The sequence below is a fragment of the Brevundimonas sp. genome (genome assembly GCF_031082345.1).
In the GTDB taxonomy this organism is placed as follows: domain Bacteria; phylum Pseudomonadota; class Alphaproteobacteria; order Caulobacterales; family Caulobacteraceae; genus Brevundimonas.
The window spans coordinates 9,263-29,456 of record NZ_JAVHLH010000004.1; the positions used below are offsets into that span (position 1 = coordinate 9,263).

The 20,194-nt window shown below is 69.9% G+C and carries 21 protein-coding genes; 8 read left to right on the top strand and 13 right to left on the bottom strand.

Going from position 1 to position 20,194, the window contains the following annotated elements:
- Nucleotides 1-34: 34 nt before the first annotated feature.
- From leuS to holA, 3 genes are read left to right on the top strand one after another with little or no spacing between them, the layout of a single operon-like run.
- Nucleotides 35-2,602, top strand: a complete 2,568-nt coding sequence (leuS, locus tag RDU12_RS00580) for a leucine--tRNA ligase (protein WP_300289295.1) — start codon at nucleotides 35-37, stop codon at nucleotides 2,600-2,602.
- Entirely contained in the window at nucleotides 2,602-3,087 is a 486-nt protein-coding gene (lptE, locus tag RDU12_RS00585) for an LPS assembly lipoprotein LptE (RefSeq protein ID WP_300289296.1), read from the top strand. Before leuS ends, lptE begins: the two co-directional genes overlap by 1 nt.
- 10 nt (nucleotides 3,088-3,097) lie before the next feature.
- The gene (gene holA, locus RDU12_RS00590) at nucleotides 3,098-4,150 is read left to right on the top strand and encodes a DNA polymerase III subunit delta (RefSeq protein WP_300289297.1); all 1,053 of its coding nucleotides are present in this window, start codon (nucleotides 3,098-3,100) and stop codon (nucleotides 4,148-4,150) included.
- On the opposite strand, the gene RDU12_RS00595 is transcribed toward holA, so the two are convergent.
- From RDU12_RS00595 to hemE, 12 genes are all read right to left on the bottom strand, one after another.
- A complete protein-coding gene (locus RDU12_RS00595; RefSeq protein ID WP_300289298.1) occupies nucleotides 4,147-4,332 on the bottom strand; it encodes a hypothetical protein in 186 nt (61 codons plus the stop codon). The two genes, holA and RDU12_RS00595, sit on opposite strands and share 4 nt — an antisense overlap.
- Nucleotides 4,329-4,940 carry a class I SAM-dependent methyltransferase gene (locus tag RDU12_RS00600; protein ID WP_300289299.1) on the bottom strand — a complete coding sequence of 204 codons (612 nt, stop codon included), beginning with the start codon at nucleotides 4,938-4,940 and terminating at the stop codon, nucleotides 4,329-4,331. The genes RDU12_RS00595 and RDU12_RS00600 overlap by 4 nt, the downstream gene beginning before the upstream one ends.
- A 1-nt stretch (nucleotide 4,941) precedes the next feature.
- The gene (locus RDU12_RS00605) at nucleotides 4,942-5,835 is read right to left on the bottom strand and encodes a ParB/RepB/Spo0J family partition protein (RefSeq protein ID WP_300289300.1); all 894 of its coding nucleotides are present in this window, start codon (nucleotides 5,833-5,835) and stop codon (nucleotides 4,942-4,944) included.
- Between the two features lie 28 nt (nucleotides 5,836-5,863).
- Nucleotides 5,864-6,670 (bottom strand): ParA family protein, encoded by an 807-nt coding sequence (locus tag RDU12_RS00610; protein ID WP_300289311.1) that lies wholly within the window; start codon nucleotides 6,668-6,670, stop codon nucleotides 5,864-5,866.
- Nucleotides 6,660-7,280 (bottom strand): 16S rRNA (guanine(527)-N(7))-methyltransferase RsmG, encoded by a 621-nt coding sequence (rsmG, locus tag RDU12_RS00615; RefSeq protein ID WP_300289301.1) that lies wholly within the window; start codon nucleotides 7,278-7,280, stop codon nucleotides 6,660-6,662. The genes RDU12_RS00610 and rsmG overlap by 11 nt, the downstream gene beginning before the upstream one ends.
- Nucleotides 7,277-9,133 (bottom strand): tRNA uridine-5-carboxymethylaminomethyl(34) synthesis enzyme MnmG, encoded by a 1,857-nt coding sequence (gene mnmG, locus RDU12_RS00620; RefSeq protein WP_300289302.1) that lies wholly within the window; start codon nucleotides 9,131-9,133, stop codon nucleotides 7,277-7,279. The genes rsmG and mnmG overlap by 4 nt, the downstream gene beginning before the upstream one ends.
- A gap of 68 nt (nucleotides 9,134-9,201) precedes the next feature.
- A complete protein-coding gene (gene mnmE / locus RDU12_RS00625; protein WP_300289303.1) occupies nucleotides 9,202-10,506 on the bottom strand; it encodes a tRNA uridine-5-carboxymethylaminomethyl(34) synthesis GTPase MnmE in 1,305 nt (434 codons plus the stop codon).
- Nucleotides 10,507-10,642: 136 nt separating this feature from the next.
- A complete protein-coding gene (locus RDU12_RS00630; RefSeq protein ID WP_300289304.1) occupies nucleotides 10,643-10,870 on the bottom strand; it encodes a DUF6489 family protein in 228 nt (75 codons plus the stop codon).
- 48 nt (nucleotides 10,871-10,918) lie between these two features.
- Nucleotides 10,919-12,340 carry a transcription termination factor Rho gene (gene rho / locus RDU12_RS00635; RefSeq protein ID WP_300289305.1) on the bottom strand — a complete coding sequence of 474 codons (1,422 nt, stop codon included), beginning with the start codon at nucleotides 12,338-12,340 and terminating at the stop codon, nucleotides 10,919-10,921.
- 228 nt (nucleotides 12,341-12,568) lie between these two features.
- Nucleotides 12,569-13,048 (bottom strand): CopD family protein, encoded by a 480-nt coding sequence (locus RDU12_RS00640; RefSeq protein ID WP_300289306.1) that lies wholly within the window; start codon nucleotides 13,046-13,048, stop codon nucleotides 12,569-12,571.
- Nucleotides 13,045-14,103: a ferrochelatase gene (gene hemH / locus RDU12_RS00645; protein ID WP_300289307.1), complete on the bottom strand. Its 1,059-nt coding sequence runs from the start codon at nucleotides 14,101-14,103 to the stop codon at nucleotides 13,045-13,047. Before hemH ends, RDU12_RS00640 begins: the two co-directional genes overlap by 4 nt.
- Nucleotides 14,100-15,143 (bottom strand): uroporphyrinogen decarboxylase, encoded by a 1,044-nt coding sequence (gene hemE / locus RDU12_RS00650; protein WP_300289308.1) that lies wholly within the window; start codon nucleotides 15,141-15,143, stop codon nucleotides 14,100-14,102. Before hemE ends, hemH begins: the two co-directional genes overlap by 4 nt.
- A 516-nt stretch (nucleotides 15,144-15,659) precedes the next feature.
- Here hemE and RDU12_RS00655 point away from each other — a divergent pair.
- From RDU12_RS00655 to dnaQ, 5 genes are all read left to right on the top strand, one after another.
- The gene (locus RDU12_RS00655) at nucleotides 15,660-16,529 is read left to right on the top strand and encodes a pyruvate, water dikinase regulatory protein (protein ID WP_300289309.1); all 870 of its coding nucleotides are present in this window, start codon (nucleotides 15,660-15,662) and stop codon (nucleotides 16,527-16,529) included.
- Nucleotides 16,530-16,615: 86 nt separating this feature from the next.
- Nucleotides 16,616-17,161, top strand: coding sequence for a Maf family protein (locus RDU12_RS00660; protein WP_374990172.1), 546 nt, complete (start codon nucleotides 16,616-16,618; stop codon nucleotides 17,159-17,161).
- Nucleotides 17,158-17,955, top strand: a complete 798-nt coding sequence (locus tag RDU12_RS00665) for a shikimate dehydrogenase (protein ID WP_308683955.1) — start codon at nucleotides 17,158-17,160, stop codon at nucleotides 17,953-17,955. The genes RDU12_RS00660 and RDU12_RS00665 overlap by 4 nt, the downstream gene beginning before the upstream one ends.
- Nucleotides 17,952-18,593, top strand: coding sequence for a dephospho-CoA kinase (gene coaE, locus RDU12_RS00670; protein ID WP_300292869.1), 642 nt, complete (start codon nucleotides 17,952-17,954; stop codon nucleotides 18,591-18,593). The genes RDU12_RS00665 and coaE overlap by 4 nt, the downstream gene beginning before the upstream one ends.
- A 5-nt stretch (nucleotides 18,594-18,598) precedes the next feature.
- Nucleotides 18,599-19,315, top strand: a complete 717-nt coding sequence (gene dnaQ, locus RDU12_RS00675) for a DNA polymerase III subunit epsilon (protein ID WP_300292871.1) — start codon at nucleotides 18,599-18,601, stop codon at nucleotides 19,313-19,315.
- A 13-nt stretch (nucleotides 19,316-19,328) separates the two neighbouring features.
- Here dnaQ and secB read toward each other — a convergent pair whose 3' ends face one another.
- Nucleotides 19,329-19,850 (bottom strand): protein-export chaperone SecB, encoded by a 522-nt coding sequence (gene secB, locus RDU12_RS00680; protein WP_300292872.1) that lies wholly within the window; start codon nucleotides 19,848-19,850, stop codon nucleotides 19,329-19,331.
- Nucleotides 19,851-20,194 lie beyond the last annotated feature (344 nt).

Consider the following 20,194-nt stretch of genomic DNA (forward strand, 5'->3'; position numbering starts at 1 on the left):
GGCCCGCCCTTTAGGAGCCGCCTGAAGGATTCCCGTGGCCCGCCCCAGCCCGTCTCGCTACGAGCCCAAAACCTCCGAACCCCGCCAGCAGGCCCGCTGGGCGGCCGCCGACGCCTTCCGCACGCCGACGGAGGGCACGGGCAAGCCGAAATACTATGTGCTGGAGATGTTTCCCTATCCGTCAGGGAACATCCACATGGGCCATGCCCGCAATTATGTGATGGGCGACGTCGTGGCCCGTTCGAAGCGGGCCCAGGGTTTCGACGTCCTGCATCCGATGGGCTGGGACGCCTTCGGCCTGCCGGCCGAGAACGCCGCCATCGAACGCGGCGTCCATCCCGGCGACTGGACCTGGTCCAACATCGCCGCCATGCGCGAACAGCTGAAGCTGCTGGGCCTGTCGCTGGACTGGTCGCGCGAGTTCGCCACCTGCGACCCGGCCTACTATGGCCAGCAGCAAGCCTGGTTCCTGGAGCTGTTCCGGCGCGGCCTGGTCTACCGCAAGGACTCGGTCGTCAACTGGGACCCGGTCGACAACACCGTCCTGGCCAATGAGCAGGTCGTCGACGGCCGCGGCTGGCGCTCGGGCGCGATCGTCGAGAAGCGCAAGCTGAACCAGTGGTTCCTGCGCATCACCGACTACGCCGACGATCTGATCGAAGGGCTGAAGGAACTGGAAGGCCGCTGGCCCGACAAGGTCCGGCTGATGCAGGAGAACTGGATCGGCCGCTCCAAGGGGCTGCAGATGACCTGGCGCTGGGCCGGATCCGCCCCCGACGCCGCCCCGGACGGGCTGGAGATCTACACCACCCGGCCCGACACCCTGTTCGGCGCCTCCTTCATGGGCATAGCCCCGGACCACCCGATCGCCCGCGCCCTGGCCGAAACCAATCCCGAAGCCGCCGCCTTCATCGCCGAATGCCGCAAGGGCGGCTCGACCCAGGCCGAGATCGAACAGGCCGAGAAGATCGGCTTCGACACCGGCCTCAAGGTGCTGCACCCGTTCGATGGCCGCGAGGTCAGGGTCTGGATCGCCAACTTCATCCTGTCGGAATACGGCACCGGCGCCATCTTCGGATGTCCCGCCCATGACCAGCGCGACCTCGACTTTGCGCGCAAATACGGCCTGCCCGTAATCCCGGTAGTGAGACCTGATGGCGCCGGCGACGATTTCGCCGTGGGAACAGAAGCTTATACCGGCCCCGGCTCGATATTTCATTCCGACTTCCTTGACGGCCTCGACATAGAATCCGCCAAGGCGGCGGCCATTGAGCGGGTCGAGGCCGCCGGCCAGGGGAAGGGCGCGACCATCTATCGCCTGCGCGACTGGGGCGTCAGCCGCCAGCGCTACTGGGGTTGCCCGATCCCGATCGTCCACTGCCCGTCCTGCGGCGCCGTGCCGGCCGCCGACCTGCCGGTCGAACTGCCCCGGGACGTGACCTTCGACACGCCCGGCAATCCGCTGGACCGGCATCCGACCTGGAAACACGTCCGGTGCCCGTCGTGTGGCGGCGAGGCGACGCGCGAGACGGACACGCTCGACACCTTCGTCGACTCCAGCTGGTATTTCGCCCGCTTCACCGACCCGACCGCGTCCGAGCCGATCTCGAGGGCCGCCGCCGACAAATGGCTGCCGGTCGACCAGTATATCGGCGGGGTCGAACACGCCGTCCTGCACCTGCTCTACGCCCGCTTCATCTCGCGCGCCCTGTCCGACGCCGGCCTGATGAACGTGAAGGAGCCGTTCGCCGGCCTGTTCACCCAGGGTATGGTGGTCCACGAGACCTACCGCCGCGCCGACGGCGCCTGGGTCGAGCCCACCGACGTCGAACTGGTCAACGAGGGCGGCCAGCGTTCGGCCCGCCAGCTCTCCACCGGCGAAGCCCTGACGATCGGCGACATCGAGAAGATGTCGAAGTCGAAGAAGAACGTCGTGGCCCCCCAGGAGATCGTCGACACCTACGGCGTCGACGCCGGCCGCCTGTTCGTCCTCTCCGACAGCCCGCCCGAGCGCGACGTGCAATGGACCCCCGGCGGGGTCGAGGGCGCCAGCCGCTTCGTCCAGCGTGTCTGGGCCGAGGTCGACGGCTTCGATCCGGCCGCCGCCGGCGACGAACAGGCCAACGCCTCGCTCGTCCGCGAGACCCACAAGGCCATCAAGGCCGTGTCCGAGGGCATCGCCGGCTTCCGCTTCAACTCGGCCATCGCCAAGCTCTACGCCTTCGTCGCCACGGTGCGGGATCATCCCAAGGCCGGCGGCGAGGCCCGGCGCCAGGCGCTGTCGGCCCTGCTGCGGCTGGTCGCGCCCTTCACCCCTCACCTGGCCGAGGAAGGCTGGACGCGGCTCGGCGAAGCGGGGATGATCCTCGACGCGCCGTGGCCCGACTACGACCCGGCGCTGGCGGCCGACGACGAGGTCACCCTGCCGATCCAGGTCAACGGCAAGCGTCGCGGCGAGATCCGCGTCGCCCGCGGCCTGGAGCCGGGCGAGGTCGAGGCCATCGTCCTCGCCGACGCGGACGTCCGGGCGCGACTGGAGGGTCAGACGGTGAGGAAGATCGTGGTGGTCAAGGACCGCATCGTCAATCTGGTGGTCGGCTGATGCGCCCGCTCCCCGCCGGTCTTGTCGCGCTGATGGGACTGGCGCTCGCCGGCTGTGGATTCACGCCCCTTTACGGCGAGGCCGGGGTCGGATCCAGCCTGTCGCGCATCGCGGTGACCACCCAGGACGATCGCCTCGGCTACCGGGTCCGCGAACAGCTCGAGGACGCGCTCGGCCGCGACGCCGGCCAGGCCCCGCTGTGGCGGCTTGAGACCACGGTCGAGCAGTCGCGCCGCCCGCTGGGCCGACGCATCGACGACACCGCCACCCGCTATGAGCTGACCGTCCGCGGCAGCTGGACCCTGACTCCCGTCGACGGCGGTCTGCCGTTGTCGGGCGTCGAGACGGTGACCACGACCTACGCCGCCGCCGACCAGCCCTACGCCGCCATCGCCGCCCAGCAGGACAGCGAGGAGCGGGTCGCCGCCGAACTCGCCCGCCGCATCCGCCTCGACCTGATGCGGGCCCTCCCGGACCGCCCGTGACCGGCCTCCGATGATCCTGTCGAAGCGGCCCGAAGTCGATCGCTTCCTGAAGGCGCCGGACCGGTCGGTGCGCGCCGCGGTCATCCACGGCAAGGACCGCTCCGGCGTCGCCGAGCGCGCCGTCCAGCTGTGCCGCGCCATCACCCCGGATCTCAACGACCCCTTCAACGTCACCATCCTGACCGACAGCGACCTCGACGGGGACGAGACGCGCCTGGATGAGGCCCTGACCGCCCTGTCGATGATCGGCGGACGCCGGTTGATCCGGGTGCGTCTGGGCTCCGAGAAGGCCTCGATCGACAAGATGCTGGCGGCCGCGCTCAAGGCCCACGCCGAGGGCGCCTACAATCCCGACGCCATGCTGGTCATCGAGGCGGGCGCCCTGGGCCGCGACTCGGCCCTGCGCAAGGCCGCCGAAGGCGCGCAGGGCGCGGTCGCCATCGCCTGCTACGAGGACGAGACCGGCGACGTGGCGCGGATGACGCGCGAGGCCCTCGCCGCCGACAAGGTCGGCCTGACCCAGGACGCGCTGGACCGCTTCGTCGCCCGCCTGCCGCGCGAACGCGGCCTGATGCGCCAGGAGATCGAGCGGCTGGTGCTCTACATCGGCCCCGGTTCGGGCCAGACCATCGATGTGGCCGAGCTGGAGCTTCATCTCGGCGTCGAGCCCGACGCCTCGCTCCAGGACGCCGCCCTTCAGGCCTTCGGGGGCCGGCCCGCCCCGGCCCAGTCGGGTCTGCGCCGGGCCCTGGCCGAGGGCGAATCCCCGGTCATGGCGGTGCGTCAGGCCTCGATCCACCTCGGCAAGCTGCGCCGCATAAACGTGCTTCAGGCCAACGGCGCCGGGGCCAAGGAGGCGGCCAAGGCGGCGGGCGTGTTCTGGAAACAGGAGGCCGAGATGCTGCGTCAGGCCCGCAGCTGGCGGCTCGAGGACCTCGACAAGGTGCTGGACAGCGTCAACGCCGCCGACATCGCCACCAAGACCACCGGCTCGCCCGACCAGCTGATCGCCGAGCGCCTGCTGCTCGAGATTTCGGCGCGGGCGCGCCGGCTGGGGCTTTAGCCCCGCTTCGACGCCTTGCGGAAGGCCGGTTTGGACAGGGCCAGGTTGCGGGTCTGCTGGGCCTTCTGTTCGGCGCGCGCCGCCCCCTGCAGACCGGTATGGTTCGGCCCGCCGCCCGCCTTCTTGGCGGCCAGCGCCTTCTTCATCGCTTCGGCGGTCGGATTGCTCGGTTTCTCGGTCATGCCGCCACCCTAGCACGCGCCAGCCACACCGTCGCGCCGCCGGTCTCCGGATCACCGATCCGGTTGGCCAGCACCTCGAAGCCCGCTGCGGCCAGCGCCGTCCTGTATTCCTCGACCAACAGGCTGCCGTGATACAGCGGCTCGCCGCGCCATTGGCCGACCGTTTCCCCCTCCTCGGTCCCGCTGGTGAAGATCAGCACCCCGCCCGGCGCCAGGTGCCGCGCATAGACGGCGAATATCCCGCGCTGGTCCTGCGGCGTCAGGTGGAAGGCGCTGTGCCAGGCGATCACCCCGTCAAAGGTTCGGCCGAGGTCGAGGCTCCGCATGTCGGCCACACGCCAGTCATGGTCGGGAAACCGGCTTCGGCACAGGTCGATCAGCCCCGGCGCCGCGTCAATCCCGGTCACCGCCCGGCCCTGTTCTATCAGATAGCGGCCGATCGGTTCGCCCGAGCCGCAGCCGAGGTCGAGCACCGAGCCGGCCGCCGGGACATGGCCCAGAAAGGCGTCAAGCCACGGCTTCTCGATCAGGGTCCTGCCCCGGTCCTGATCCCAGTCGAGCGGCCGGCGGCTGTAGAGATCGATGACCCCTTTCGCCGGCCCGCCCATGTCAGCCGCGCATCAGCCGGCGGCACAGGTCGTCGAGCTGCTCCAGCGTGCCGTAGCGCAGGGTCAGTTCGCCCTTACCGCCCCGGTCCGCCAGCGACACCGGCAGCCCCAAGGCGTCGGTCAGATCCTGCTCCAGCGCCGCGATGTCGGCGCCGCCCTCGCCGGTCGAGGCGCCCGTGCGGGTCTTGCCCTTGCCCGGCTTGGGTCCCTCGGACGCCCGGCGCGCCAGAACCTCGGCCTGACGGACGTTCAACCCCTCATTGACGATCTGCTCGGCCAGGGCGGCGGGATTGGGGGCGGTGATCAGGGCCCGCGCGTGGCCGGCGCTCATCTTGCCGTGCCGCACGTACCACAGCACCTCCTCGGGCAGCTGCAGCAGGCGCAGGGTGTTGGCCACGTGGCTGCGGCTCTTGCCGACCACGCCGGCGACCGCGTCCTGGGTGCGGCCGAACCGCTCCATCAGCAGGCGGTAGGCGTCGGCCTCCTCCAGCGGATTGAGATCGGCCCGCTGCACGTTCTCGATGATGGCGACCTCGAACACCGCGACGTCGTCCATCTCGCGGACGATGATCGGCGCCTGGGTCAGGCGCGCCAGCTGGGCCGCGCGCCAGCGGCGCTCGCCGGCGATGATCTGCCAGACGCCCTCCTCCTTCGGGTGCGGCCGCACCAGGATCGGCTGAAGCACGCCCTTGTCGCGGATCGACTCGGCGAGCTCGGCCAGCTCTCCCTGATCGAAGGTCTTGCGCGGCTGGTCCGGATTCGGCTTCAGGGTCTCGATCGGCGCCATGCGCACCCCGGCCGGCGCCGCCGAGCCGTCGACCGGCACGGCTTCGCCCGCCTGTTCCCCGAGAAGGGCTGACAATCCCCGGCCGAGACCGCGCTGACGTTCGCTCAACTGACTGATTCCGTTCTGGTTATATACATCAGGCGGCCTGCAGCCGCCGCATCTTCTCGCGCGCTACCACCTCGCGGGCGAGGCGCAGATACGCCTGGCTGCCGGCGCATTTCAGGTCGTAGATCAGGGCCGGCTTGCCGAACGACGGCGCCTCGGACACGCGCACATTGCGCGGGATCACCGCCTCATAGACCTTGTCGCCGAAATGCGAGCGCACGTCTGCGGCCACCTGCCCCGACAGGGCGTTGCGGCGATCGTACATGGTCAGGACCAGGCCCTGGATCTCCAGCGTCGGATTGAGGCTCTGCCGCACCATCTCTATGGTCTTCATCAGCTGGGTCAGGCCCTCGAGGGCGAAGAATTCGCACTGCAGCGGCACCAGGACGGCGTCGGCCGCGGCCATGGCGTTCAGGGTCAGCAGGTTCAGCGACGGCGGGCAGTCGATCAGCACATAGTCATACCGGGTCTGGCCGTCCGCCCCCTGCCCCGCGAGGGCGTCGCGCAGCCGGAACGAGCGGCGGTCGGCCTGGCTCAGCTCGATCTCGACGCCCGACATGTCGGCGTCTGCAGGGATGATGTGCAGACCGGGCACGGCGGTCTGGACGGCGGAGTCGTCGACCGAACGCCCGTCGACGATGACGTCATAGATGGTCACCCGCCGCGTTTCACGTGGAACACCCAGACCGGTGGAGGCATTGCCTTGCGGATCCATGTCGACGATCAGCACCTTCTCGCCGATCGCCGCCAGGGCGGTGCCGAGGTTGATCGCCGTGGTGGTCTTGCCGACCCCGCCCTTCTGGTTGGAAACGGCGAGGACGCGAGTCTTACCGGCTATGGACACGGCGGAGGCTCCGGACGGAAACGATACGGCCGCGCGGATCGCTGCGCGAGACGGACAGGCTGCTCTCGAAATGCCAGACCTTGCGGGCTTCGATCAACTCAGCCTCGGCCTTTTCCCCCTTGAGAAACACCCCCTGGGCGCCGCGCTGTAGATAAGGCTGTGCATAGCCGAGCAGCTTCTCCATCGGCGCAACGGCGCGGGCGGTGACGACATCGACCTTCAACGCCTGTTCCTCGGCCCGGCCGTTGATCACCGTCGCCGGCAGGGCGAGAGCGTCGACCATCTCCTGCAGGAAGCGGCAGCGCTTGCCGAGGCTGTCGATCAGCCAGACATGAGCGTCCGGCCGGCCCTTCATCAGGATCGCCAGCACCACCCCCGGGAACCCCGCCCCGGCACCGAGATCGGCCCAGGTCCGGGCCTCCGGCGCCAGATCCAGCAGCTGGGCCGAGTCCCAGACGTGCCGGTTCCACACGCCCGGCAGGGTGGCCGGCCCGATCAGATTCATCACCGCATTGGCATCGGCCAGCCGCTCGATGAAGGCCTCGAGATCGGCGATCTGCTCCGGGGTCGCGCCCGTCTGCGCCTGGAATTCGGCAGGTGTCACGCGGCCACCCGGGCCCGCTTCACATGCGACAGCAGGGCCGTCAGGGCGCCCGGGGTCATGCCCTCGATCCGGCCCGCCTGCCCCAGGGTGCGCGGCTGGATCAGGCTCAGCTTCTCGCGCACCTCGTTCGAGAGGCTGCCGATGGCGGCGTAGTCGAGGTCGTGCGGTATGGCCAGCGCCTCCTCGCGACGCAGGGCCTCGGCGTCGGAAGCCTGTCGATCCAGATAGCCGGCATAGCCCGCGTCGATCTCGATCTGCTCGCGCACCTGGCGCGGCCAGGCGGCGATAGCGGGATAGGCCGCCGCGAAAGTCTCGAGCGTGACGCCCGGGAAGGCCAGCAGGTCGCGGATCGACCGGCGCTGACCGTCGGCGTTGACGTTGACGCCCAGGGCCCCGGCCTCCTTGGGCGTATAGGTGGTCCCGCGCACCAGGGCGGAGGCCTCTGCCAGCAGAGCGGACTTGGCCTCGAAGGCGGCGCGGCGTTCGGCCGAGACCAGCCCCGCGGCCATGGCGACGGGGGTCAACCGTTGATCGGCGTTGTCGGCCCGCAGCGTCAACCTGTACTCGGCCCGGCTGGTGAACATTCGGTAGGGCTCGGTCACCCCGCGTGTGACCAGATCGTCGATCATGACGCCGATATAGGCCTGGTCCCGACCGAGCACGAGCGGGTCCGAACCGGCGGCGGCCCGCGCGGCGTTCAGCCCGGCGATCAGCCCCTGGGCCCCCGCCTCCTCATAGCCCGTGGTGCCGTTGATCTGGCCGGCCAGATACAGGCCCGGCCGCTTCTTGACCTCCAGCGCCGGGGTCAGCTCGCGCGGATCGACGAAGTCATATTCGATGGCGTAGCCGAAGCGGAACACCTCGACCGCCTCCAGCCCGGGAATGGTGCGCAGGAAGGCGGCCTGGGTCGCATCGGACACCGAGGTCGAGATGCCGTTCGGATAGACGGTCGGATCGTCGAGGCCTTCCGGCTCGAGGAAGATCTGATGCGAGGTCTTGTCGGCGAAGCGCACCACCTTGTCCTCGATCGAGGGGCAGTAGCGCGGGCCGCGTCCTGACAGGTGACCGCCATAGACGGCGCTGTCGCCGAGGTTGTCGACGATGATCCGGTGGGTCGCCTCGGTCGTGTGGGTCACGCCGCAGGCGATCTGGGGCACATCGATGCGGTCGGTCAGGAAGCTGAACGGCACGGGATCGGCGTCGGCCGCCTGCATCTCCAGCCGGTCCCAGGCGATGGTGCGCCCGTCCAGCCGCGCCGGGGTGCCGGTCTTGAGTCGCCCCATGGTCAGGCCGGCGCCATAGAGGTCGGCGGCGAGACCGGTCGAAGGCGCCTCGCCGTGGCGGCCGGCCGGAATACGCTGGTCGCCCTTGTGGATCACGCCGTTGAGGAAGGTGCCGGTCGTCAGCACGACCGCGCCCGCCGACAACTCGACGCCCTCCCCCGTGACCACGCCGGCGACGCGTTCCCCGTCGAGGATGAGGCTTTCCGCCGTCCCGGCCATCAGGGTCAGGTTGGGGGTCGATGCCAGTTCGGCCTGCATGGCCTCGCGGTAGAGGCGGCGGTCGATCTGGCTGCGCGGGCCCTGCACCGCCGCGCCCTTGGAGCGGTTGAGCAGGCGGAACTGGATGCCGGACACGTCGCCCAGCCGGCCCATGACGCCGTCCATGGCGTCGATCTCGCGCACCAGATGGCCCTTGCCCAGGCCGCCGATGGCCGGATTGCACGACATCTCGCCGATGGTCTCGAGCTTCTGGGTCAGCAGCAGGGTGGCCGCGCCCGCGCGCGCGGAGGCCGCCGCGGCCTCACAGCCGGCGTGGCCTCCTCCGATGACGATGACGTCGAAACGCTTCATGGGCGCGGACATAGGGGAAAACGCCCGTCTTTGCTACCGAAGCCGCCGGAGTGTTTCACGTGAAACACTCACTTGCCGATGCAGAAGGTCGAGAACACCTCGCCGAGGATATCCTCGACGCCGATGGCCCCGGTGACCCGGGCGAGACTTTCGGCCGCGCGGCGCAGGTCGTCGCCGGCCATCTCGGGGGAAACATCGAGCGCCCGACGGCCCGCCTCCACGGACGCCAGGGCTTCGGTCAATCTCCGACGGTGTCTCTCTCGTGTGACCGCAGGGAAGTCGGCCCCGGACAGGTCGCGCGCGAGCCGCGCCGCCAGCCAGTCGTGCAGCGCACCCAGGCCCTCGCCTGTCTCGGTGCTGACGAAGAGCGCCTCGCGGTCCAGCGGCGGAGCGACCCGGTCGATGTCGGCCTTGGTGAAGACCAGCAGGTCGTCCGGCCGCGCATAGGCCGCGGCGGGGCCCTCCGGATCGCCCGGCGCCCGGATCCACAACCGCAGTTCAGCCTGCTCCGCCCGCGCCCGGGCCCGGCGGACGCCCTCAGCCTCGATCGGATCGTCGCTGTCGCGCAGCCCGGCCGTGTCGGACAGGGTCACCGCATAGCCGCCGATGATCAGATCGGCGTCCAGCACGTCGCGGGTGGTGCCGGCGATGGGGGTGACGATCGCCGCCTCACGCGCCACCAGGGCGTTGAACAGCGACGACTTGCCGGCGTTGGTCTCGCCGATCAGGACGATGCGATAGCCCTCGCGCACCCGCTCGCCGCGCCGCGCGTCGGCCAGCGCCGCCTTGAGGTCGGTGATCAAACCGTCCAGCACTGGCCCGGCGGTGCGGGCCAGATTGTCCGGGACCTCCTCATCGGGAAAGTCGATCTCGGCCTCGACCAGGGCGAGGGCCTTGAGCAGGTCGAGGCGGAAACCGGCGTAGGTCTGCGACAGGGCGCCGTCGAGCTGACCCAGGGCCTGGGCCGCCTGGGCCGTGGTCTCGGCGTCGATCAGATCGGCCACCGCCTCGGCCTGGGCCAGATCCATACGGCCGTTCTCGAAGGCGCGGCGGGTGAATTCGCCGGGCTCGGCCGGACGCAGGCCCAGCGTGACCAAGGCGTCGCCGACCGCCTCGACCACCGCCCGCCCGCCATGCAGATGCAGCTCGGCGCAGTCCTCGCCGGTGTAGGAGTTCGGGGCGGGAAAACGAAGCACCAGCGCCTGGTCGAGCGCCCGCCCCTCGAGGGCGAGGTCGCGCAGCGAGGCCAGACGCGGCTTCAGGCCGCCGGCGCCCAGACGGCTCAACGCCTCATCGGTGTGCGGGCCGGACAGGCGGATGATGGCGATGGCTCCTCGCCCCGGCGGGGTGGCGAGCGCGAAGATGGTGCTCATGTCTCTTCCCCATGAAATGGGGAGGTGGCGCGCCGCGACAGCGGCGTGACGGAGGGGCTGGCGACGGCAGACGCGGACAGAGCCCCTCCACCGCTTCGCGGTCCCCCTCCCCATTTCATGGGGAGGAGACGATCTGTCACGGCTTGACCGCCGCTTCCATCAGCTTGCGGAACTGGTCCTGGGCCTGGAGGCCGAAGCTGGTCCAGGTCTTCATCAGTTCGTCCGGCTGCATGGCGGCCATGTTCTCGTCCATGCGCCGCTTCATCTCGGCGACGAGGTGGTCGTTCAGGGGTTCGACGTCCGGCAGGCCGAGGAAGGCCCGGGCCTCCGCGGGCGTGCAGTCGATCTCGACATTGACCTTCATCACGCGGCTCCCTGTTTCACGTGGAACATAGCCCGACGGCGGCGGCCGTCAGGTGTTCATCGACTGGAAGAAGTCGGCGTTGTTCTTGGACTGGCGCAGCTTGTCGATCAGGAACTCGATGGCGTCCTGCGGGCCCATCGGGTTGAGGATGCGGCGCAGGACGTAGGTCTTGGCCAGCTGGTCCTTGGGCGTGGTGAGCTCTTCCTTGCGGGTGCCGGACTTGAGCACGTCGATGGCCGGGAAGATGCGCTTGTCGGCGACCTTGCGGTCCAGCACGATCTCGGAGTTGCCGGTGCCCTTGAACTCTTCGAAGATCACCTCGTCCATCCGCGAGCCGGTGTCGATCAGGGCCGTGGCGATGATGGTCAGCGACCCGCCCTGCTCCACGTTCCGGGCCGCGCCGAAGAAGCGTTTCGGCCGCTGCAGGGCGTTGGCGTCGACGCCGCCGGTCAGGACCTTGCCCGACGACGGCACCGTGGCGTTGTAGGCGCGGCCGAGGCGGGTGATGGAGTCGAGCAGGATGACGACGTCCTTCTTGTGCTCGACCAGGCGCTTGGCCTTTTCGATCACCATCTCGGCGACGGCGACGTGGCGGGTGGCCGGCTCGTCAAAGGTCGAGGCGATGACCTCGCCCTTCACCGTGCGCTGCATGTCGGTGACCTCTTCGGGCCGTTCGTCGATCAGCAGGACGATGAGGATGACTTCCGGGTGGTTCTTCTCGATCGACTTGGCGATGTTCTGCAGCATCACCGTCTTGCCGACCCGCGGCGGGGCGACGATCAGGCAGCGCTGGCCCTTGCCGAGCGGGGCGACGATGTCGATGACCCGGCCCGAGCGATCCTTCAGGGTCGGGTCCTGGATCTCCATGTGCAGCCGCTCTTCGGGATAGAGCGGGGTCAGGTTGTCGAACAGGACCTTGGTCTTGACCGTCTCCGGGTCTTCCAGATTGATCGTGTCGACCTTGAGCAGGGCGAAATAGCGCTCGCCCTCGCGCGGACCGCGCACGGCCCCGTGGATGGTGTCGCCCGAGCGCAGGCCGAAACGGCGGATCTGCGACGGCGAGACATAGACATCGTCCGGACCCGGAAGATAATTGGCGTCCGGGCTGCGCAGGAAGCCGAATCCGTCCGGCAGGATCTCCAGCACGCCGTCGGCGATGATCTCGACTTCCTCGTCGGCCAGGGCCTTGAGGATGGCGAACAGCAGGTCCTGCTTGCGCAGGTTGGAGGCGTTCTCGACCTCGAGGCCCTCGGCGAAGGCGACCAGGTCCGCCGGGGTCTTCTCGTTCAGCTCGGCCAGGGTGATGCGGCCGTTCGGCACGATCGGTTCGCCGTCATCCTCTTCGTCTTCGTCCTCGGCCTCCTGGTCGACCATCGGCAGATCAGCAGCCGCGGTCTCCTGGGTCGGCTGTTCGCCGTCGAGGGTCTCGGCCTCGGGGGCGGTCGGATCGGTGTCGCGGACGTCGGTCATGGGAAATCTTCTTCAGGCGTGCGCGCAACAACGCCCGCGTGAAAGCGGGGTCGGAGCGGCTGGCGATGTTGGCCCGAGGGCCGGCAGGGAGGGCGGCGTGGGTCCCGCAGGGTCGATCCGGCAGGCGTCGCGAAGGGAGAGGGACCGTCCGGAAGGCGAAAGCCCTGAGCCAGGATCGGTTCGCGACCAGCGAAACCACGCCCCGGCGGCGAGGTCAAGCGTCGCCGACTATCCGAGGGTCCATTCGACCGTCACGGAGAGCACGGCGACGATGGCGATCAGGAACGGAATCTCGTTGGTCATCCGCCAGAAGCGGCCGGACCGGACCGAGGTCCCGGCCTGGATGCGTTTGAGCTCGCCCGCCAGGAAGCCGTGCCAGCCGCTGAGGACGAAGACCGCCACGAGCTTGGTCGCCATCCACGGCAGGAGGAGAAAACCCCAACCCTGGCCGAAGCCGTAGACGTGGATGAGGATCATCCACACGCCGAACACCCACGCGGCGGTCATCGACGGATTGATGATGATCTTCAGGAGCCGGCGCTGCCAGATCCGAAGCAGACCCTGCATCTCGGAGCGCAGCGGCTCGGGCTTGCCGGCCTGTTCGGCGTCATAGGCGTAGAGCCGGGGCAGGAACAGCATGCCCGCCATCCAGGCGATGACCGCCAGGATGTGCAGGCCGCGGACGAGGCTGAAGGTCTCGAAACTCATGCCGCCCGGCTCTCCGTCTGGCAGGGGCAGGCCTTCCAGTCGCCCCGGCAGCCGGGACCATAGGGGGCGACGCCGGTGCGCGACAGACCGTGCAGCGCCGCCTCGGCCAGGGCGTTGATGAACAGCGCCGACGTCCCGACGGCCGGAACCCTCAGATAGGGGGCGACGCCGCGCTCGTGGGCCAGTTCGCCGTATTCGATGTCCAGCTCGACCAAGGTCTCGACGTGTTCGGAGACGAAGGCGATCGGCACCACCACGGCCCCGACCTTGTCCGCGGCCGCCTGTTCCAGCGCCTCCGGCGTCGAAGGGCCGAGCCATTTCATCGGCCCGACCCGGCTCTGGTAGCAGAGGGCGTGGTCGACCTTGCGGCCCATGGCCTCAAGCTTCGCCACGACGGCGGCGACCGTGCTTTCCACCTGCTCCTGGTAGGGATCGCCCTTGCGCTGAACCAGCGATTCCGGGATGCCGTGGGCCGAGAACAGGACGCGCACCGGCCGGTCGCCGGCCTCGTCCAGCTTGGCGGCGATCCCCTCGGCCTGAGCCTCGACCCAGCCATGGGCCTCAGGCCAGCAGCAGACCGTGCGGCTCTCGCCGGATCCGGCGTAGACGGCGTTCCAGCGCTTCAGGGAGGATTCGGTCGTGGTGGTCGAGAACTGCGGATACAGCGGCAACAACACGATCTCGTCGGGTCCGAAGGCGGCCACCTCCGTGGCGGCCTCTTCCGTCAGCGGCGACCAGTAGCGCATGGCGATGAAGGCCCGGACCTCGTCGTCCGGCAGGCGCTGCGCCAGGGCCGCCTCCAACGCATCGGCCTGTTTGCGGGTCTCGGGCAGCAGCGGCGAGCCCCCGCCCATCAGCGCGTAGTTGGCCTGGGCCGAGGTTTCGCGCCGACTGGAGATCAGTCGGGCCAGCGGCGTGCGGACGATCCCCGGAAGACCGATGATGGCCGGGTCATTGAACAGGTTGAACAGGAACGGCTTCACCGACGCCTGGTCGTCGGGACCGCCGAGGTTGAACAGGACCACGGCGATGCGGCGCCCGGTGATCGTCCTCATTGGGCGCCGATCCGCTTCAGCACCTGTTCGACGCGGTCGATCGGCACGTCCGGAAGGATGCCGTGGCCGAGGTTGAAGATCCACGGCCCCTGCCCCCACGCCTCCAGCAGCTGGTCCACCCGCCGGTCCAGCAGCGGCCCGCCGGCGCGCAGCAGCAGAGGGTCCAAAGCGCCCTGGATCGGCTTGATGGCCTGCACCCGGCGGCCGACCGCCAGCGGACAGGCGGTGTCCAGCGCCACGGCCTGCACGTCGCATTCGGTCGCATAGCGCTCGGCCAGCGCCGCCGAACCGCGGGGGAAGCCGATCAGGGGCACGGTCACGCCCAGCTCCCGGACCCGCTTCACCAGTGCCTGATGGGGCTTCAGGACCAGGGTTTCGAACAGATCGTCGGGCAGACCTTCGGCCCAGCTCTCGAAGATCTTCAGCACCTGGGCGCCGGCGTCGGCCTGCATCTTCAGATAATGGGCGGTGGCCTCGACCAGCACCTCGAGCAGGGCCGCGACCTTGTCCGGCTCAGCGTAGGCGTAGGTCCGGGCCTGAGCCCGCTCGCCCTTGCCGATGGTCCGCGCCTCGCCGTCCAGCATGTAGGTGGCCACGGTCCACGGCGCGCCGGCGAAACCGATCAGTGCCCGTTCAGGCTCCAATTGCCCCCGCACCAGCGACAGGGTCTGCCCGACCTGTTTCAGCGCCTCCCCGGCCCCGGGCGCCAGGGCCCGCATCGCCTCCACCGGCGGCAGGGCGCCCAGCCTAGGACCCTCGCCGGCCTCGAACCAGACCTCCTGCCCCAGGGCCCGGGGGATCAGCAGGATGTCGGCGAAGACGATGGCGGCGTCGAAGCCGAAGCGCCGCATGGGCTGCAGCGTCGCCTCGGCGGCCTTGTCGGGATCGAGGCAGAAGGAGATGAAGTCCGGCGTCGTCGCCCGCAGCGCCCGATACTCCGGCAGGTACCGCCCTGCCTGGCGCATGAACCACACCGGTGGCCGCGCCGCCGCCTCGCCGGCGAGAACCTTGAGCAGGAGGGGGGTGTCTGAAACGGTCATCTGATCTCGGGCTTACCGGGGGGCCGGGTCCCGCTCAAGCCCGGGCCGATGTCGCACCCCCAATCCTTCAATGAAAGAGTTTTGAGAAGAATGGTGGAAGGAAGCAGGGGCGGGAATGACGGGGATAAGAGCGGCGGATCGAGGTCCTCCCGGCGAGTTTTCCGCAGCCCGCCCGCCGGTCATCCCCGCCCGTTCACCGGGCTGGTGAAAGCGGGGACAATTCCTAACGGGGCCTTAACTGGCGGGCTTCCGGGCGGCGCCGTGTCATCTCCCTGACCGGGCGCCGTTAAGGATTTGTTAAGGCTGTCCACACCCGATCTCGTCGAAGGACCGCAATGTGGGACGACTCGCCGGACGACCTGGGACTCCGTCCACCGCCATCCCCGCTCGCCGCATCCGGCGCGCCCGGCTATAGAGATCGGCGCCCCGGTCAGGACGATCGGCGCCCGGCCCCGTCCACAGGAGTCTCGCCGACATGGACAGATCCGACGAGCTCGTCCCCATGAGGTTCGCTCCATGAGTCCGGCCCGAGCCGCGGGCCCGGCCCGACTGGCGACCTATTTCCACGTCCATCTGGTTTCCGATTCCACCGGCGAGACCTTGAACGCCATGGCCAAGGCGGTCGTGGCCCGGTTCGACGGCGTCATTCCCATCGAGCACATCTACGCCCTGGTCCGCTCGCCCCGGCAGATGGAACGGGTGCTGGAGGAGATCGCGGCCTCGCCCGGGGTGGTCCTGCACACCCTGGTCGACCGTGAACTGCGCGAGCAGCTCGAGGAAGGCTGCCGGCGGCTGGACATGCCGCAGATTGCGGCCCTGGACCCGCTGGTCGGGGCCCTGTCGCGCTATCTCGGCGCCGCCCTGTCCACGCGGGTGGGCGCCCAGCACGCGCTGGACACCGACTATTTCAACCGCATCGCGGCGCTGGACTACGCCATGGCCCACGACGACGGCCAGGGCACGACCGAACAGCTGGAAGGCGCCGACGTGGTGCTGTGCGGCGTCAGCCGGACCTCGAAGACGCCGACCTGCATCTATCTGGCCCACCGGGGCATCCGCGCCGCCAATGTGCCGCTGGTCCCGGGCCAGGAGGACGGCGAACGGCTGGTGGGTCTGAAGAATCCGCTGATCATCGGCCTGACGGTGTCGCCGGACCGGCTGGTGCAGATCCGCCGCAACCGCCTGGACGGGCTGAACGCCAGCCGGGCCTCGGCCTATACCGACCACGAGGCGGTGCGCGAGGAGACGGTCAAGGCGCGCCGGGCCTTCGAACGCCGCGGCTGGCCGGTCATCGACGTGACCCGACGCTCGGTGGAGGAGACGGCGGCGGCGATCATCAATGTGCTGAACGAGCGGCGCACGCACCGGGTGGGGACAAGCTGGTGACGTCGTCAGGTGCGCTATCACCCTTTGGGCTACATGAGAGCTGGGAACGCCTGATCCTGGCGTCCAAGAGCGCGGCCCGGCGCGGCATGCTGGAGGGCGCGGGCGTGCCGTTCTCGGTGCAGGTCGCCGACGTCGATGAGGACGCGGTCAAGGCGACGCACGATCCGGCCGACGCCGCCGGGCTGGCGGTGGAGCTGGCGCGGGTCAAGGCCCTGGCGGTGTCGCGTCACGATCCGGAGGCCTGGGTGCTCGGCGCGGACCAGACCCTGGCCTTCGGCGGCGGGCTGGTGTCGAAGGCCGCCTCGCTGGACGAGGCGAGGGACCGGCTGAAGGCGATGCGGGGGCAGAGCCACTACCTGCACTCGGGCGCCGCCCTCGCTTGCAACGGCCAGATCGTCTGGTCGGGCGTCGATACGGCGACGATGCGGGTGCGGGATTTCTCCGACGCCTTTCTGGAGGCCTATCTGACGGCCGAGGGAACCGGGCTGCTGGCGTGCGTCGGGTCCTACCGGCTCGAGGGCATGGGGTCCCAGCTGTTCGAGGCGGTCGAGGGGGACTATTTCACCGTCCTCGGCCTGCCGCTGTGGCCGGTGCTGGCCGAACTGCGCCGGGCGGGAGTGCTGGCGACATGACGGTGGTCGCCGGCGTCGCGGGCCAGCCGATCGCCCATTCGCTGAGCCCGCTGATCCACAAGGCCTGGATCGCCGCCGCGGGGCTGGACGCCGACTATCGCGCCTTCGGGCCGGCCGACGAGGCCGGCTTTTCCGCCCTGGTCGCCGAGGGGCGGGCGGGCGCCCTGCGCGGGCTCAATGTCACGGCGCCGTTCAAGGGGGCGGCCCTGGCGCTGGCGGACGCGGTCAGCGCGACGGCGCGGCTGTGCGGCTCGGCCAATCTGCTGGTTTTCGAGGGCGGCCGGGCCATGGCCGACAGCACCGATGGCGAAGGTCTGATGGCGGCGCTGGCGGAGCAGGCGCCGGTCCTCGATGTAGCGGGCCGGCCCGTGTTGATCCTCGGGGCCGGCGGAGCGGCGCGGGCGGCGGCGGCGGCGTTGAAGGCGGCCGGGGCGGAGGTCAGTGTGCTCAACCGGACGCCGGAACGGGCCGGGCGGCTGGCGACCGATCTCGGGATCCGGGTGGCGGGGCCGGGCGCGGTCGAGACGGCGGCGCTGGTGGTCAATGCGCTGAGCGCGCCGCCGGAGATCGATATCGACGCCCTGCGCGATGACGCCGTTCTGATGGACATGACCTATCGGCCGCTGATGACGCCCTTCCTCGCGGCGGGACGGGCGCGGGGTCTGGCGACCGTGGACGGGCTAGCCATGCTGATCGGCCAGGCCAGGCCGTCGTTCCGGGCCCTGTTCGGCATCGAGCCGCCGCCAGTGGATGTTCGCGCCCTGGCCCTCGCTGCGCTTGGAGAGTCCGCATGATCGTGCTCGGCCTGACCGGCTCCATCGGCATGGGCAAGACCACGACGGCGGAGATGTTCGCCGCCGAAGGCGCGCTGGTGTGGAACGCCGACGAGGCGGTGCATCGGCTCTACGCCCGGGGCGGCGCGGCGGTCGGGCCGGTCGGCGAGGCCTTTCCGGGCGCGGTCGTGGACGGGGCTGTGGACCGCATCCGGCTGGCCGGGGCGCTGGGCCAGGACGAGGAGGCCTTCCGCCGGCTGGAGGCGATCGTCCATCCGCTGGTGATGCAGGGCCGGCTCGAGGACCTGGCGGAGGCGGAGCGGCGCGGAGTGCGGCTGGCGGTGCTGGACATTCCGCTGCTGTTCGAGACCGGCGGCGACGCGGCCGTGGACGCGGTGGTGGTGGTCACCGCCGATCCGGAGGTGCAGGCGGAGCGGGTGCTGGGCCGGCCCGGCATGACCCGCGAGCGGTTCGAGGCCATCCTGGCGCGGCAGACCCCCGACGCCGAGAAACGCCGGCGGGCCGACTTCATCGTCGACACCGGCGGCGGGCTGGAGGCGGCGCGGGCCCGCGTGCGTGAAATCGTGGGGACGGTTCTGGCCCCGGAGTGGACTTCGCCCCGGCGCGGGCTTTCGCCCGACGGCGAACCGATTCAATAAGGGTCATGGCCCGCGAAATCGTCCTCGACACCGAAACCACCGGCTTCGACCCGAAGACGGGCGACCGGCTGATCGAGGTCGGCTGTATCGAGATCGAGGACCTGCTTCCGACCGGGCGGATGTATCACACCCTGGTCTATCCCGAGCGGCTGATCCCGCCGGACGCCATCCGGGTGCACGGAATCACCGACGAGAAGGTGAAGGGCGCGCCCAGATTCCACGAGGTGGTGGGGGAGCTGATGGAGTTCATCGGCGACGCCCCGGTGATCGCCCACAACGCCGCCTTCGACCGCGCCTTCATCGACCACGAGTGCGGCCTTTGCAGCCACCCGCTGCTGGAAGAGACGCGCTGGATCGACACCCTGAAGCTGGCCCAGAGCCGGTTTCCGGGCATGGCCAATTCGCTCGACGCCCTGTGCAAGCGGTTCAAGATCAGCCTGGTGGAGCGGACCCTTCACGGGGCCCTGATCGACGCCCGGCTGCTGGCCGAGGTCTATCTGGAGCTGAAGGGCGGCAAGGAGCGGCGTCTGGACCTGTCGTCGGCGCGAACGGTCACCACCGCCGCCGCGGCCGCCGCCTCGGGCGGCTACGGACCCCGGCCGCGTCCGCTGGCGCCGCGGTCGACCGAGGCTGAACAGGCGGCGCATCTGGCCTTCCTGCGCGAGACCCTGAAGGACCGCTCGCTGTGGGCGGCCTACGGGCTGGACGTCGAGGCGGTCTGAGCCGCCTCTAGCCTCAGGCCTGGGCGGTTTCCGCCGGGCCGCGCGCGATCTGCTGCTGGCGCGACATGTAGATGGCGGCGAAGTCGATCGGGTCGAGCATGAAGGGCGGATAGAAGCCGCCGTCCGAGGTGGCGCGGGCGATGATCTCGCGGGCGAACGGGAACAGATAGCGCGGGCACTCGATCAGCAGCATCGGCTCGATGTCCTGCTCGGCGACGCCGTGCAGGGCGAACAGGCCGCCGTAGAGCAGCTCGATATTGAACACGGTCAGGGCGTCGGTCGAGGCCTTGACGGTCAGCCGCAGCTCGACCTCGAAGAGGCCGTCCTTGCGGCCCTGGGCGTTCATCTCGACGCCGAGGTCGATGGCCGGCTTGGTGTCGATGCGCAGGGAATCCGGGGCCTTGGGGTTCTCGAACGACAGGTCCCGGACGTACTGGGCCAGGATGCGGAAGCCGGGGCCGGCGGGGGCCTCGACGCCGTTCGGAACGGGCGCGGCGGTGTTGGCGTTGGCGTCGTTGGGGGCGGCGTCGGTCATGGCGGGTCGGTCTTGTCTGGAATGGCGTGAGGGGCGCGGCGGTCCGGCCCGGAAGGCGCGGCGACTAGCACGCACCGCCGGTTGCGGCAACGACGCTCGCCCAAAGGAGCGGACGGGGGGCGGATGGGCGATCGGCCGCAGGCGGGCGGGGGCGCCGTTCGCCTTGCGCGCCCCCATATCAGCCCCTAATCGTCCATTTGTCGCGCCCGGCGTTTATCGGGGCGCCAGTCAGGGAATGCCCGTGCCGGTCCAGGTCCAGATCGTCATCTTCGCCGTGATCGCGGCCATCGTGCTGTTCCAGCTCTACAATGTGCTGGGCAAGAAGGTCGGGCGCCAGCCCGAGG